The organism is Ralstonia condita (genome assembly GCF_958405655.1).
In the GTDB taxonomy this organism is placed as follows: Bacteria; Pseudomonadota; Gammaproteobacteria; order Burkholderiales; family Burkholderiaceae; genus Ralstonia; species Ralstonia condita.
The window spans coordinates 17028-31039 of record NZ_CATYWO010000008.1 but is presented as its reverse complement, the minus strand read 5'-3'; the positions used below and the strand labels follow the sequence as shown (position 1 = coordinate 31039).

Sequence of the window (14012 nt, the reverse complement as noted above, 5' to 3'; positions counted from 1 at the left end):
AGCCGGAAGGTCCGGAAACCGGCGCGGTCATGCAGGTCGGTCCTGCTGCCGCGCTCGTGTAAAATTTTTGCATGCCTGCCCGCAAACCAACCGGCGATGCCGGTCCGCCTGCTGTTCCGCCCGCCCGCGAGTTCACCATTGATGAACTCGCGCGCGCCGCTGAAACCACCGTCCGCAATGTCCGCTCATATCAGGACCGTGGCCTGATCGATCCGCCCGAGCGGCGCGGACGTGTCGGAATCTACACGCAGGCGCACCTCGGCCGGCTCAAGCTCATCAACCACCTGCTGGCGCGCGGCTATACGCTCTCCAACATCCAGGAACTGCTCAAGGCCATCGTCGAGGGGCACGATCTGCGGTCCATTCTCGGGCTGGAATCCGCCATCAGCAGCCCGTGGTCGGATGAGCAGCCCAAGCATTTCTCGCTGTTGTCCCTCGCCAAGCTGTTCGGCCGCGCGATGTCGCGTCAGGCGCTCGCCAGGGCCATCTCGCTTGGCCTGCTGCAGCCGGACGGCCTCGGCTATGTGGCACGCAGCCCGAAGGCGCTACTGGCCGGCGCGCAGATGGCGAAAGCCGGTTTCCCGCTGGTTGAAGTGCTCGACATCCTCGAGCGCGCCCGTCCGCATACGCAGGCCGTGGCCGACGATCTGGTCAGCATGGTCGTGCGCGAACTCGACAAGTACGGCGAGGGACAGCTGCCTCCGGTCGAGGACGTACCGCGTCTCGTCGACGTCATCTGGCGCATTCGCCCGCTGGCGCTCGTGGCAGTCGAGGCCGAGCTGATGCGTGCGCTCGAGATTGCCGCCAACAAGTACCTGGGTGATCGCGTCGCGCAGGTCATCGAGCACCTGCACGAACCGCCAAACACGCCCGGCCCGGCGGACAAGCACTAATGTCTCCGGCGCGCCCATGCGTGGGGCGCGCCTTATCTATTTCTAGTTTGATCCCGATACGACGGGTGCTGCAGGCGTTTTGAATGCCTGCTCAAGATCCGGCCGCACCGGCCGTCGAGAGCTTGCGCCGGATCGACGGCGACGGTGCTTCCCCGTTGGCAGCCGCATAGGCTTCGATCTCCGAGATCAGCTTGGGCAGGCGTTCGAGCGCGGCGCGGTTGTCTTCATCCCACGGGTGGAAGGACGGCCGGAAGAAGTCGAAGAACTCCGGAATGATCTTGCGCAGCGGTGCCGGGTGGATCCACAGGTAATGGAACGCCTTGCCCAGACCGAAGAACTTGTTCTTGCAGGTGCGGTCGGCAAGGATCAGCCGCATGTGCACGTAGAACACCATCGCCCAGAAGGTGACGGTCGTCAGCAGCATCGTCGAGGTGCGCAGGATGTAACGGCGCAGGCCCGGCTTGATGGCGAGGTTCCACACGTCGTAGCTCACCGCCTTGTGCTCGGTCTCTTCCATGGCGTGCCACATCCAGACCTGGCGGTAGCCGGGTTCGGAGTTGCGGCCCAGGCCATCTTCATGGGCGAGTACCTGGCCGGCCAGCATGGCCGTGTAATGCTCCAGCGCAACCGTCACCGCCAACTGGTGCGACTTGGGCGTGTACTTTCGCAGCATGTTCAGGAACTTGCCGACAAAGCGGTCGATGCGCGTGGCGGGCAGGCCGGCGCGGTCGAGCAGGTCGTTGTACAGCACGTGTTCGCGCGTGTGCATCGCTTCCTGGCCGATGAAGCCGGCCACGGCCTGCTTGAGCTCGGGATCGGTCACCAGATGGCGGTAGTTGCGCACGCTGTCCATGAAGAAGCGCTCGCCGGTCGGGAAGAAGATCGACAGCGCGTTCAGGAAGTGGGTGACATGCGTGCCTCGCTCGTGCCAATTGCTGATGCGATCAGCCGGCAGGTGAGGATGCACGTCGCGGCGGACTGGCATCATGGGCGGTTCTCCTGGAATGTGGTTTCTGAAAGGCGCGTCGACGCGCGCCCTTGGTCGAGGAATGCACAGAGGTCGGTCCCCACGCGTACGGGGTCTTCCTCCATCGGGATATGGCCGAGCGCCGGATACATGCGCAGCATGGCGCCGGGAATGCGGCGGGCGAATTCGCCGGCATGCGCGGGCGGGATCCACCGGTCGCGCTGGCCCCAGAGGATGAGCGTGGGCACTCGGATCGAGGCCAGCCCGCTGGTATCGACATCGTCAAAGCGGAACTTCGGCACCATCTTGCCGATGGCCTGTCGTGCACCGTCGGCGTAGAAGAAATCGGCGTAGCGGCGCAGCGTGGGCTCGGACACGCGCGACGGGTCGCCATACACATCGCGCGTGGCGGCGCGGATGATGCCTTCGGGCAGCATCCACGGCGACGTCATCCGCACGCCAATGTGATTGAACAGGTCGATGTAGATCGGCAGCTTCATCGGAAAGCCGGCCGAGTCGATCAGCACGAGCTTCTCGACGCGGCCCGGGTGCCGCACGGCAAAGTCCCACGACACCATGCCGCCCAGCGAGTTGCCGATCAGCGTGAGCTTCGACAGGCCGAGCGTGTCGACAAACGCGTCGATGAAGTCGCGATACAGCGGCAGCTCCATCGTGCGTGGGCGGCCTTGCGCATCGCGCAGCGGGCCGGTGATGCCGAACGGCGGCAGGTCGAGCCGGATGACGCGGTAGCGTCGCGTGAGCTGTGGCAGCACGCCGTCCCAGGTGTGCAGTGACGCGCCAAAACCGTGGATCAGCAGCAACGTGCCTTCGGAGTTGGCGGCGCCTTCATCGGTGTAATGCACGCGCGTGCCCATCAACGGCAGATAGCGCGACTGCGGCTTGGCGTAACGCGCGATCAGCACATCGCGGCCGATGCTGCGCAGGCCGATGCGGCCGGGGCGCAGCATGGCGCGTGCAACGTTGAGCAGGTTCGCGCGCGGGGGGCTGGCGAAGGTTTCGCCGCTCAGCGTAGCGTGAGCGGTGGTCAGAGGTGGAGTCGATGTCACGGTCTTCATCAGCCGGCTCCCGACTTACTTGGCGCGCGCGGTGGCGGGCGCCGTGTCTTCGCGCAACGCCTTCTTGCGCGTGCGACGGGCCTCGCGCACGACCAGGGCCTGGTAGGCCGCGGGCAGGATACGCGCCATGGCGTCGGCGGCGTAGGCATCGGGCCCGATCAGCACGCGGCGCTTGTTCTTGCGCACGCCTTCCACGATCACCTGCGCAGCCTTCTCGGGGCTGGTGATGAAGAACTTCTCGAACTCGGCCTTCCCTTGCTGCTCGTCGCGTACCAGGAAGCCGTTCATGCTTGGCGACACGCGGCTCGATTTGGCGATGTTGGTCTTGATGCCGCCGGGGTGCACGCAGGTGGCCGACACGCCACAGTTCATCAGGTCCAACTCCTGGCGCAGCGCCTCGGTATAACCGCGAACGGCGTACTTGCTGGCGTTGTAGGCGCCCATGCCCGGCTGCGCAAAGATGCCGAAGATGCTCGACGTGTTGACGATGTGGCCGTTGCCGCTCGCCTTGAGCAACGGCAGGAACGCCTTGGTGCCGTGCACGACGCCCCAGAAGTTGATGTTCATGATCCAGGCCAGCTCGTCGTCTTCCATGCCTTCGATCGTGCTGGACAGCGCCACGCCCGCATTGTTGAAGATCAGGTTGACCTTGCCGTGCGCGGCGGCCGCTTCTTCGGCCCAGCGGTAGACGGCGGCCCGATCGGCCACGTCGACGGCATGCGTGGTGACGCGAATGCGGTCGCCTTCATGGGCGCGGATGAGCTGCACGGTCTGTGCGAGCGCAGCCTCGTTGCGATCGGCCAGCGCAAGGTGGCAGCCTTCGCGTGCCAGGCGCAGCGCCAGTGCGCGGCCGATGCCCGATGCCGCGCCGGTGATGGCCGCGACCTGGTTGTTGAATGACTTCATGGCGGGGTCTCCTGGTGGCCGTCGGCGCGTCACGCGCGGTCGAGCGCTTCTTCGTTGGGGGTGGACGGGGCGGCAGCGGGCACGGTGCGGGCCGGGACGCGCAGCGGCACGCCCTTGGGCACCGTCATCGGGCGCGAGCGGTAATCCGCCAGCCGGAAATGCGCCGTCGCACGGCGGAACTGCCACGTAAAGCCCGGCCACAGAGTGGTGTTCTTGCCGGTCTTCGGATCGAGGTACCAGCTCACGCAGCCGCCGGCCGACCAGATCGCATTCGACAGGCGTTTCTGGATGCCGTCGTTGAAGCGGCGCTGCACATCGGCGCGCACGTCGATGGCGGCCACGTTGTGGGCCCGCATCGATTTGAGGGCGTCAACGATGTACGCGACCTGCGACTCGATCATGAAGACCATCGATGAGTGGCCGAGCCCCGTATTCGGGCCGACCACCATGAAGAAATTCGGGAAGCCGGCGACCGTCGTGCCCAGGTAGGCTTCCGCGCCGTTGCCCCACGCATCGACGATGTCCACGCCCTGGCTGCCGAGCAGCACGCCACGCGGGAACGGGTCGGTGGCGTGAAAGCCGGTGCCGAAGATCAGGCAATCCACCTCGCGGCGCTTGCCGTCGGTGGTGACGATGGCGTTGGATTCGACGCGCGCGATGCCGGTGGTGATGACGTCGACGTTCTCACGCGTCAGTGCCGGGTAATAGTCGTTCGAAATCAGGATGCGCTTGCAGCCGATCGTGTAGTCGGGCGTGACCTTGTCGCGCAGCACGGGGTCGGCAATACGGCGCTTGATGTGGTGGCGCGCCATGCGTTCAACCGTCTTCATCAGCTTCGGATGCACCACGAAACCCAGCACGCGCGATTCCAGCATCCAGTAGATGCTCGTCCGTACGAGCTTCTGCGTGAACGGCAGGTGGCGGAACAGCCAGTGCTCGGTGCGTGACACCTTGCGGTCGGGCTTGGGCAGGATCCACGGTGGGGTACGCTGGTACAGGTCCAGGCGGCCCGCCTTCGGGGCGATCTGCGGCACGAACTGGATGGCCGACGCGCCCGTGCCGATCACGGCGACGCGCTTGCCGCGCAGGTCGTAGTCGTGTTCCCAGAGTTGCGAGTGGAACGCCTTGCCCTGGAAGGTTTCGATGCCGGGAATGTTGGGCCACGCGGGGCGGCTCAGGCCGCCCATGCCGGAGATGAGCGTGCGGGCACGATAGCGCCGCCCGTCGGCCATCTCCAGGTTCCATACGCCGGCGGCGTCGTCAAATACGGCGCGCGCCAGTTCGTGGTGGAAGCGCACATGCGGCCGCACGCCGAACTGATCGGTGCAGCGCTCCAGATAGGCGCGAATCTCCGGCTGTGGTGAATACATGCGCGACCACTCCGGATTCGGCGCGAAGGAAAATGAGTACAAATGCGATTGCACATCGCACGCGCAGCCCGGGTAGTGGTTGTCGCGCCAGGTGCCGCCTACCGAGCCGGCCTTCTCGAAGACGAGGAAGTTGTCGATGCCGTTCTGCTTGAGCTGGATCGCCATCCCCAGGCCGGCAAAACCGGTGCCGATGATGGCGACATCGACCAGGGCGGGGGTGTCAGCGCTGTGCGTGCCCGAGGCAAACGGGTCGGGGCGCAGGAAATCGGGCCGTGCGTTCACGTGGTGTCTCCGTGGGCACCACAGGGGCGCCTCTTAATGTGACATTGTTCGATGTCATCGTAGGAGGCGCTTGACTGGGAAGTCAATCGACCGATTGGAGTTGAACGTCTAGAAGCGGTGCATCCGCCGCTTGAAACGGAATTCCCTTTACGAATCCGTCACTTGTGCGTCATGTGCAACGTTGTCATCCGGCAAGACGAATGCTGCCAACAGCTGTTTGATGTGATCAATCAGCTTCTCCATGCGCGCGCCCGCGGTGCGAATGTCGGCTTCAATGTCGGCATGAACCGCTCGGCGGAAGGCTTCCGTTTCGGCATCGATCGACGGGCTGCGCAGCAGCGCCAGGGCCCCGCCGGTGCGGTGCACCCACTTGCGCAGGCCCGTGCGATCCAGGGGGTGCAGCATCGGACGCAACCGCTGGCCATCCTCCTCCAGCGAGGACAGGAAGACCTGGGCAAGGCTTGCCGCCGGCTGCCCCGTGCCGAGGGTTCTGTGCAGGTCTTCCAGCGAGAGCGCGATGGGGCCCTCGTGCGCCAGGGCGGTATCGCGTGCCTTGCCGGGCGCTGCGGTGGCCCATAGTGTCGACAGCGCTTCCTGCAGTGTGGCCAGCGTGGTCGGCTTGAGCAGGCTGGTGTCCATGCCGACCGCGCGCGCACGCGCGTGCTCCTCGGCGAGCGTGGTGGCGGTGATGGCAACGATGGGCAGGCGCGGGCCGCCCGGGTGTTCCTGCTGCCGGATATGCTGCGCCAGGTCGAACCCGTCCATGCGCGGCATATGACAGTCGGTGAGGAGCGCATCGAAGTGCCCTTCGCGCAGGCGCTCCAGCGCGATGACGCCGTCTTCGGCCAGCGTGACCCGATAGCCGAGCAATCTCAATTGCTTCGCGATCAGCTCCCGGTTGATGGGGTGGTCCTCTGCCACCAGGATATGCGCGCCCAGCGCCGCGCCGGCCCGTCCGGCCGCCACGGGGCCAGCTGGCGTGCACGGTGGTTGCGCCGCATCCGGTTTTGGCAAGGCGAGCGCACAGGCGCACAGGAAGGCGTGCCAGCACAGCGGGTTGATACTGAGCGCGGCTCCGTGCTGCGCATAGCTCGCCTCGTTGGTGACGCGGATGGCGCCCGGCCGCGCCTGGGCGGATGCCGAAAACAGCAGATCGGCTTCGGCTGCCGGCGCGGCACGCAAACCGGCCGCCATGGCAAATTGCATCAGGCTGTGTCCGTCTGCCGCGTCGTCCACTGCAACGGCGACCGTGCGCCCCGTCAACTGGGTCACCGCATGGCGCGCCTTGATGACGGGCGCCGTCAGCCGCAGGGTGATGGTTGTGCCGCGATCCGGGGCGCTGTCCATGACCAGCGTGCCGCCCATCAGGCCAGCAAGCTGACGCGAGATGGCCAGGCCCAGGCCAGTGCCGCCATACCGGCGGGTGGTGGAGCGTTCGGCTTGCACGAACGGCGCGAACAGCGTGGCCTGCACGTCGGACGCGATGCCGATTCCGGTATCGCAAACGCGGAGGGCGAGGTCTGCCACATCGCCGTCGATGGACGTGCATTCCGCCGTGACCCGCACGCTGCCCCGCTCGGTGAACTTGATGGCGTTGGAGAGCAGATTGAACAGGATCTGCCGCACGCGCACGCCGTCAACGGAGACGATCGCCGGCACCTCGGCCGCCACGTTCACGCGCACGGCGAGCGATTTTTCGTGCGCACGGCTGGCCAGCAGCCCCACCGTGCCGTCGAAGAGTTCGCGCAAGTCGGTATCGACCGGCGAGATGTCCAGGCGTCCGGCCTCGATCTTGGCGTAGTCGAGGATGTCATCGAGGATGTGCAGCAGCGCCCGGCCCGAGTCCTGCACCAGCGACACCATCTGCTTCTGCTCGCCCTCGAGCCGGGTCTGTTGCAGCAGCTCGATCAGCCCCAGCACGCCGTTCATGGGCGTGCGGATCTCGTGGCTCATCATGGCCAGAAAGCGGTCCTTGGCCCGCAGCGCCGATTCCGCGGCGTTCTTTGCCGCCTGCAGGGCGTCCGCCTGTTCCCGTTCTTCCGTGACGTCGCTCAGGTAACCGTTCCACACTGTGCGGCCATCGGTTTCGCGGTGCGGGATCGACCGTGCGTGCAGCCAGCGGACGGAGCCATCTTCGCAGATGTGACGGAATTGCTCGTCGAATGGCGTCAACTGCTGCGCCGAGACAAGTACGGCATCCAGCATACGTTCCCGGTCGTCTTCGTGGATCAACAGGCTGGGCGTGGACAGATAGCTCACCAGATCCTCGGGCTGCGCGCCCAGTGTGCCAAGGGGCCTGCCTGCTACATAGGTAATGCTGCCCCGCGCGTGGCCGGGCAGCAGTTCAAATTGATAGACCAGCGCCGGCAGCGACTCCGTCACCTCGCGCAGGCGCTGCTCGAGGCGTTCCGCGCGCGCCTGGGCCTCGCGGATCTCGCTGATGTCGACCAGCGAGGTCACGGTGCCGGCAGCCTGTCCGTCGGCCAGGTGAAATGGCTCGACCCAGTACAGCACGTTGCGCGATTGCCCGTCGGGCGTGACGATGGCGACTTCCTCGCGCGTGCTCTTGCTCATCTCGACGGCGCGCCGGTTGATCTCCGAGAGCGAGGCGTCGTCACGGGCCGAATACAGGCCCAGCTCATGCGGCGTGCGCCCCAGCAGCGATTCGCGTGTGCGGTTGAACATGTTGCAGAACGCCACATTCACCGCCACATAGCGGTGCTGGGCATCTTTGGCGACGAGCGGAAACGGGACGGCTTCCATCAGCGCGCGCTGGAAGCTCAATTGCTGCGCGAGGGTGCCTTCGGCGCGTCGGCGCTGGCGATTCTCGCGGCGCAGTTGCATCTGCTTGACGGACAACGCAAGCAACGCGAGCACGACAAGCGCCGCGGCCGGTCCGAGCTTGCCCAGGACCGCCGACAGCGAAGGGCCCAACTGGTAACTGACCGACAGCCACTTGTTGCGGATGCTGACCTGCTCACCCTCGGGCATCGCGAACAGCGCGCGGTTGATGAGCGGCACCAGCGCGGCATACTGCGCCGACACGCCGATGCCCATGCTCTCCACCGTGTTGGCAGAGCCCGTCACTTTCAGCTCGCCCGGAAAGTGATGGCGGATCAGGGCATCGGCAACCGGCAGGTTGACGATGGTGAAATCGGCGTCCCCGGTGGCCACCATGGCCAGCGCATCGTTGACCGAATTGGCCGATCGGATGCGGATCTTCGGCACGTTCCGACGCAGCAGGCTGTTGAGCGTGTCGCTGGTCGGCAGGGCGACCGTCTTGCCTGACAGCTCGGGCAGGGCCGCCACCGTCAGTGCGTCACTGCGGCCGACGATCACCATGGGCGTGGAATCGATGGTCTGGCTCGGCACGAAACCGGGCGGGCGCGAATCCTGGTCGGACATGCCGAGCAGGATGTCGATCTCACCCTTGCGCGCCTTGGCGAGCGCCTCCGACCAGTCGCGCACGCTGATGTGCTCGAAGTGCAGGCCCAGCGTGCGTGACAGGAAGCTTTGGTACTCCGGAAAGATCCCGAGCACCTCGCCGCGCGGCCCGTTGAAGGTATAGGGCATGAAGTCGGGGTCGGCTGCGTAGCGCAGCGGAGGCAGCGATGCCAGCATGGCGCGCTCGGCGGAAGACAGCTGCAGGCCCACGGCCGCCGCGCCACCCTGCGTGATCCAGCGCGCGCGCAGCTGGCCCATGGTGGCGTCGGGCAACTGGGCGAGATGGCGGTCGAGATAGCGGATGAGCGATGCACGATCGCGCGGCGCCGCAAAGTGCAGCGCATCGACCTGCTGGTTCACGAGTTGAACGATCGACAGGTGTCGATAGCGCGGCTGCGAGATCAACTCGCGGGTCGGATAGGTCACGCCGACATAGGCGTCAGCCGCTTCGCGCAGCACGGCGTCGAGCGCGTCCGCTGCCGTGGGGGTGCTGATCAGGCGTACGTTGGGATATTGCTGCGCCAGTTCTTCCTCCAGCGAGGAGCCTTGCTCCACCGCGATGCGCGTGCCGGCCGCAAACGGGTTTTGCGCCACCAGGGCGTTGTCGTTGCGGGCGACCACCGCAGTCGGGCGCTCAAGGTAGGGCGCCGAGTATTCCAGGCAGCGGTCGTACTGCGAGCGGGGCGCCACGCTCATGACGATGTCGACCTCTCCCCGGCACGCTGCCTTGAGGAGCTCGTCGCGCCGCGCGAACACACGCGGGACGATGCGCACGCGGTCCTGCGGAATCAGGTGCATCAGCAGGTCGCCGGAGAAACCGCTCAGCCGGTTGGCCTCGACGCCTTCGAGCGGCTTCATGGCCTGGCCGATGACGCCCACCGTGAGTTTGGGCGGAAACGGCGGCAATCCGCGCCCGCTCTGTGCGGCGCCTTCCGCATCGGCGTTGTCGGCGCTGCCCAGCCACCCCGCTGCCGCCGCGCACACGAGCAGCCCGGCGCCGATGCCCAGGCGCAACCGACTCCGGGGCGAAAGCTTGCGGTGCAACGCCATCGGCTCAGGCCTCGCCGCTGCCGAGCAGCCCGTGACGCACGGCAAAGTCGAACAGGGCCGCATCGGTCTGCAGCCCGAGCTTGCGCATGGCGGTCTGTTTCTGCGCGCTGATGGTCTTGACGCTGCGGTTGAGCTGCGCGGCGATTTCGCTGACCGTCTTGCCGGTCACATACATGCGAAGCACCTCGAGTTCGCGCTTGCCGAGCACGCGCACAGGATCGTCGGGGGGAGGCGCGGCCGCTTCCGTGCGGCAGAGGAGCTTGGCATCGAGCTGCGGCGACAGATAGATGCGATCGTTCACCACGGCCTGCACGCCTTCCACGATGTGCTCCGCCGCGTCGGATTTGCTCACGATGACCTTGACGCCTGCGCGCAGGATGTTGCTCATCAGGGCGCGCGTCTCCAGCATCGTCAGCACCATGACGCGCAGGTCAGGGTGTCGGCGCAGGAGGAACTCGAGCATGGCGATGCCATCGCCGTAGCGGCTGCCGGGCATCGAATAGTCGGTGATGGCGATGTCGCAGCGCACGCGTCCGAGCAGCGCGAGCAGATCGTCGGCGTTGCCTGCCTCGCCCACCACCTCGAAGCCATCGAGCGCCGACACGATGTGACGCACAGCGGCCACCACGCCGGGGTGATCATCGGCGATGACGAGTTGAACGGGGAATTGCATGGCGACGTGTCTCCGGAAGCGCGTAACGTGCGGCAAACTGTTTGCCGAGGTGCTGAGAATCGCCGATGCAGCCCGCCTGGAAAATCGGAAAAGTCTTATTAATGGGCCGCGATTTGCGCCGCCCTGGTGCAAATTTGTCGCGGCGTGTTGCGCACTTGGCTTCATGCCGCAGTCAAGCTGGAATGGGGCGCGTGGCACAATGCTTGCGCTTTCCCGCATGCTTGTTCCCATGACCTCCGATCAGCCCCTCACCGCTTCCGCAGCGACACGCCAGCAAGGCTCCGAACGCTCCACGCTTGTGAGCGCGGGGGTCAATTGCCTGCTGTCGGTGGGCCAGATCGCGACTGGGCTGTGGTCGCATTCGCAGGGGCTGGTGGCCGATGGCCTGCACACGCTGTCGGACCTGATTGCCGACGGCATCGTCTTTATCGCCAACCGTAATAGCCACAAGGGGCCGGACGAAGATCACCAGTACGGCCATGCACGCTACGAGAATGCCGCGTCGCTGGGGCTCGGGTTGCTGCTGCTGGGCGCGGGCTCGGCCATGATCTGGGCCGCCGTGGAGAGCCTCCGGTCGCCGCAGGGGCCGACGCCGGTGCATGGCCCGGCGCTGGTGGCGGCGCTGGTGGCGCTGGCCGCCAAGGAAGGGCTCTTCCGCTACATGCTCGCCATGGCCAAGCGGATTGGCTCGCGCATGCTCGTCGCCAATGCCTGGCACGCGCGCTCCGATGCGATCTCGTCACTGGTTGCCGCGGTTGGCGTCACGGGCAACCTGATGGGCTACCACTGGCTGGACCCGGTTGCGGCTTGCGTGGTGGGTGCGATGATCGGCAGGGTGGGCCTGCGTTTTGGCTGGGAGGCGCTCAACGATCTGATGGACCGCGCGCTGCCGCCGGCACAGGTGCAGGCCATTCGCACGAGCCTGGCCGCTACGCCCGGCGTGATCAACGTGCATGACCTGCGCACACGGGTGACGGGCGATCAGGCGCTCGTCGATGCGCACATCGAGGTAGACCCGCGCGTCTCGGTGAGCGAGGGCCATGCGATTGCCGTGCGCGCCCGTGCCAACGCGCTCGCCGCGCACACCGCCATGGCGGTGCTCGATGTGCAGATCCACGTCGACCCCCGCGAACGCATCGAGACCGACCCGCTGCCGCTACCCGACCGCGATGCGCTGGTCGCCTGGCTCGCGCCGCTGCTGCCGCCCGGCACATCGCTGGACGCACGCCACTGCGTGCTGCATTACGTGGATGGCGCGGTCGAGGTGGACCTGATCCTGCCGCCCGCGCTGGTCATGGAGCGCGCGCGCATTGCCGAAGCCGTTCACGCGCGCTGGGATGGCCTGGTGCGCTTGCGCCTGCTGGCCCCGGGGCGTTGAAGGCCTAACGGCACTGGTCGACGGCGTTGGCCGGCTGCGTCTTTTCCGGGTCGAAGTGCAACTGCTCCAGCCCCGTCTCCGTGAGCGACAGCCAGTCGAGCGCGCCGGACGTGCGCAGCAGGCCGACGCTCCCCACGGGGCGCCAGTGCACCCGCTTGCTGTCGGCGTTGGTCAGCGTGCCGGACAGCGTCAGTGAATCCGGCCCGGCCTGCAGTTGGAGCAGACGGCCATCGGCGGCAGGCGTATAGGCCGTGCGCTGGTTCACGGCGATGCCCGCTTCCCGCACGGTTGCCGGCATGCACGGGATGGACGCGCGCACGTTACCCGCGCTGTCGATGAGGTCGGCAAAGCCGTTGCCCTTGGCAACGCCAACCAGCAGAAAACGCTCCACCGCCGGCAGCCATGCGACGCTGTAGGTGTAGTACTGCAGATGCTTGTGCAGGATGCGCTCACCGGTGACGCGGCCGCTCAGGGGGTCGAACACCGCGATCTTCAGGTTGGCCTCGGTCTGGCCCGGCACGAACTGCTGCCAAGCCAGCAACGCGTGCGTGGCGCCGCCGGCGACCATGGGCCACCACTCGCGGCGTTCGTGCACGACGTCGACATTGCGCAGCAGCTTGCCGTGCCCGTCGTACACCTTCACGTAGACACCGTTGCCGCTGCCGAGGTTGTCCACGCCGCCGCCGTTGACCCAGCCATCGGAGTAGAACACCACGAAGCGATCGCCCACCGCCGCGATATGACCGGAGTGCCCGCCCGACTCCACCTGTTGCGGATACGGTTTGATCGGCCGCAGCGCCGTGTCATAGATACCGAAGCGCTGCGAGACGTTTTCCGGCGCATTCCAGCCGTCTTCGAACGACACCATCACCTGGCCTGCCCGATTGCGCGCCACCGTCACGGGTTCCTGCGCCTCGGGTTTGCGGATGAAGATGTGCGGCGCTTCCAGCTCGCCCGTATCGGCATGCCAGCGGGCGAGGTACACGTCGTGCGGCCAGTTTCCGCTGCGGTCCGCGCCCCGCGGCGGCAGGCCCGATGCGCTGAAGAACACGTTGAACGTGTTGGCTGTGGTGGCGGGTACCGCGCCGATGCCATGCATGTACTGGCGCGGGTCTGGCCCGCCTGCCGTGGCGATGGCCGGTGCGGCCAGCGCGCAGGCCAGCGCGAGCGTTGTTCGGCACAGGAAAGACGATCGTGACACGTGAGGCTCCATCGAGGCAGTTCCGGAACCGATTGGGCCCGGTGAGCGCGCCGAAGTTGCGCCGCGAATGGGCGAGTCCATCCGGTGGAGCCCCGTGTGTCCGCCCCCGGTGGTGGCAGTCAAGTTTCGGCTGCGCCTGCCGTATTCATGGGCAAGCGCGGAGTCACTCCGCCGAACCCTTCCCAGCACGGCCAGAGCGGGCACGAGCCTGCCGATCCACCGTGCCTGATCCAGCAGAGCGACCACAACATGACCCAGCGACTCGACGCCCGATGGCGCAGCGAAGTGAAGGAGGCTCTCCATACCGTGCAGGCGCAGCTTGGCGCGGTACCGCAGAGCCTGTCGCACGACGTGCTCATCGCCGCGTTGACAGACGCCGTCTGGGCGCAGCGAGCTGCCTATGCGCGCGTGCGCCGGACGCTGGTCGTGTCGCCCGAGTTGGCCGACGAATCGATGTGACGCGTGCACCGGATGCCGCGACGAGTTCTTCCTGGTAGGTGATGTGATGCGGTACTGCGGTTCGCTGGATCTGGAACATCTGCTGCGCCAGCCGTTTGCCGAGCTGGGCCGGCTGGTGCGTGAGCAAGGCACGGGGCAGCCATTGCCTCCGGCGGAAGTCGCGGTGCGCGCGGTGCTGCTGCGCGCGGCGGGCTACGAAGTGATGCCGATGTGCGCACATCACGACCATCGCGGCTTCTGCCTCGGTCACGCAGACCAGACCATCGGGATGTAAGCGGCGCGCCTACGACGCAGGCGCCACGTGCGGGCAGGC

Annotated in this window: 11 protein-coding genes; 4 read left to right on the top strand and 7 right to left on the bottom strand. The window is 66.6% G+C overall.

The genetic code is table 11. From position 1 onward, the window contains the following. Nucleotides 1-71 precede the first annotated feature (71 nt). On the top strand, nucleotides 72-893 hold the full coding sequence (locus R2N03_RS18985; RefSeq protein WP_316659403.1) for a MerR family transcriptional regulator: 822 nt from the start codon (nucleotides 72-74) through the stop codon (nucleotides 891-893). A 91-nt stretch (nucleotides 894-984) separates the two neighbouring features. On the opposite strand, the gene R2N03_RS18980 is transcribed toward R2N03_RS18985, so the two are convergent. The 6 genes from R2N03_RS18980 to R2N03_RS18955 form a co-directional block, all read right to left on the bottom strand. Further along, nucleotides 985-1881 carry a metal-dependent hydrolase gene (locus R2N03_RS18980; RefSeq protein WP_232041243.1) on the bottom strand — a complete coding sequence of 299 codons (897 nt, stop codon included), beginning with the start codon at nucleotides 1879-1881 and terminating at the stop codon, nucleotides 985-987. Beyond that, the gene (locus tag R2N03_RS18975; protein ID WP_316659402.1) at nucleotides 1878-2936 is read right to left on the bottom strand and encodes an alpha/beta fold hydrolase; all 1059 of its coding nucleotides are present in this window, start codon (nucleotides 2934-2936) and stop codon (nucleotides 1878-1880) included. The genes R2N03_RS18980 and R2N03_RS18975 overlap by 4 nt, the downstream gene beginning before the upstream one ends. 15 nt (nucleotides 2937-2951) lie before the next feature. Further along, entirely contained in the window at nucleotides 2952-3842 is an 891-nt protein-coding gene (locus tag R2N03_RS18970; protein ID WP_316659401.1) for an SDR family NAD(P)-dependent oxidoreductase, read from the bottom strand. A 29-nt stretch (nucleotides 3843-3871) separates the two neighbouring features. Continuing rightward, nucleotides 3872-5473 (bottom strand): flavin-containing monooxygenase, encoded by a 1602-nt coding sequence (locus tag R2N03_RS18965; RefSeq protein ID WP_316659483.1) that lies wholly within the window; start codon nucleotides 5471-5473, stop codon nucleotides 3872-3874. A 168-nt stretch (nucleotides 5474-5641) separates the two neighbouring features. After that, a complete protein-coding gene (locus R2N03_RS18960; protein WP_316659400.1) occupies nucleotides 5642-9988 on the bottom strand; it encodes an ATP-binding protein in 4347 nt (1448 codons plus the stop codon). A gap of 4 nt (nucleotides 9989-9992) precedes the next feature. Further along, nucleotides 9993-10661 carry a response regulator gene (locus R2N03_RS18955; protein ID WP_316659399.1) on the bottom strand — a complete coding sequence of 223 codons (669 nt, stop codon included), beginning with the start codon at nucleotides 10659-10661 and terminating at the stop codon, nucleotides 9993-9995. Between the two features lie 229 nt (nucleotides 10662-10890). Between R2N03_RS18955 and R2N03_RS18950 the strand changes: the two genes are divergently transcribed. Further along, nucleotides 10891-12039, top strand: a complete 1149-nt coding sequence (locus tag R2N03_RS18950) for a cation diffusion facilitator family transporter (RefSeq protein ID WP_316659398.1) — start codon at nucleotides 10891-10893, stop codon at nucleotides 12037-12039. 4 nt (nucleotides 12040-12043) lie between these two features. Here the strand turns inward: R2N03_RS18950 and R2N03_RS18945 are convergent, their stop codons facing one another. Next, a complete protein-coding gene (locus R2N03_RS18945; protein WP_428984428.1) occupies nucleotides 12044-13252 on the bottom strand; it encodes a hypothetical protein in 1209 nt (402 codons plus the stop codon). A 237-nt stretch (nucleotides 13253-13489) separates the two neighbouring features. Here R2N03_RS18945 and R2N03_RS18940 point away from each other — a divergent pair, with 237 nt between their 5' ends. Together R2N03_RS18940 and R2N03_RS18935 are read left to right on the top strand one after the other, a co-directional pair. Next, complete coding sequence (locus R2N03_RS18940; RefSeq protein WP_316659396.1) at nucleotides 13490-13699, top strand: hypothetical protein; 210 nt, start codon at nucleotides 13490-13492, stop codon at nucleotides 13697-13699. A 46-nt stretch (nucleotides 13700-13745) separates the two neighbouring features. After that, a complete protein-coding gene (locus R2N03_RS18935; protein WP_316659395.1) occupies nucleotides 13746-13973 on the top strand; it encodes a hypothetical protein in 228 nt (75 codons plus the stop codon). The last annotated feature ends 39 nt before the right edge of the window (nucleotides 13974-14012 follow it).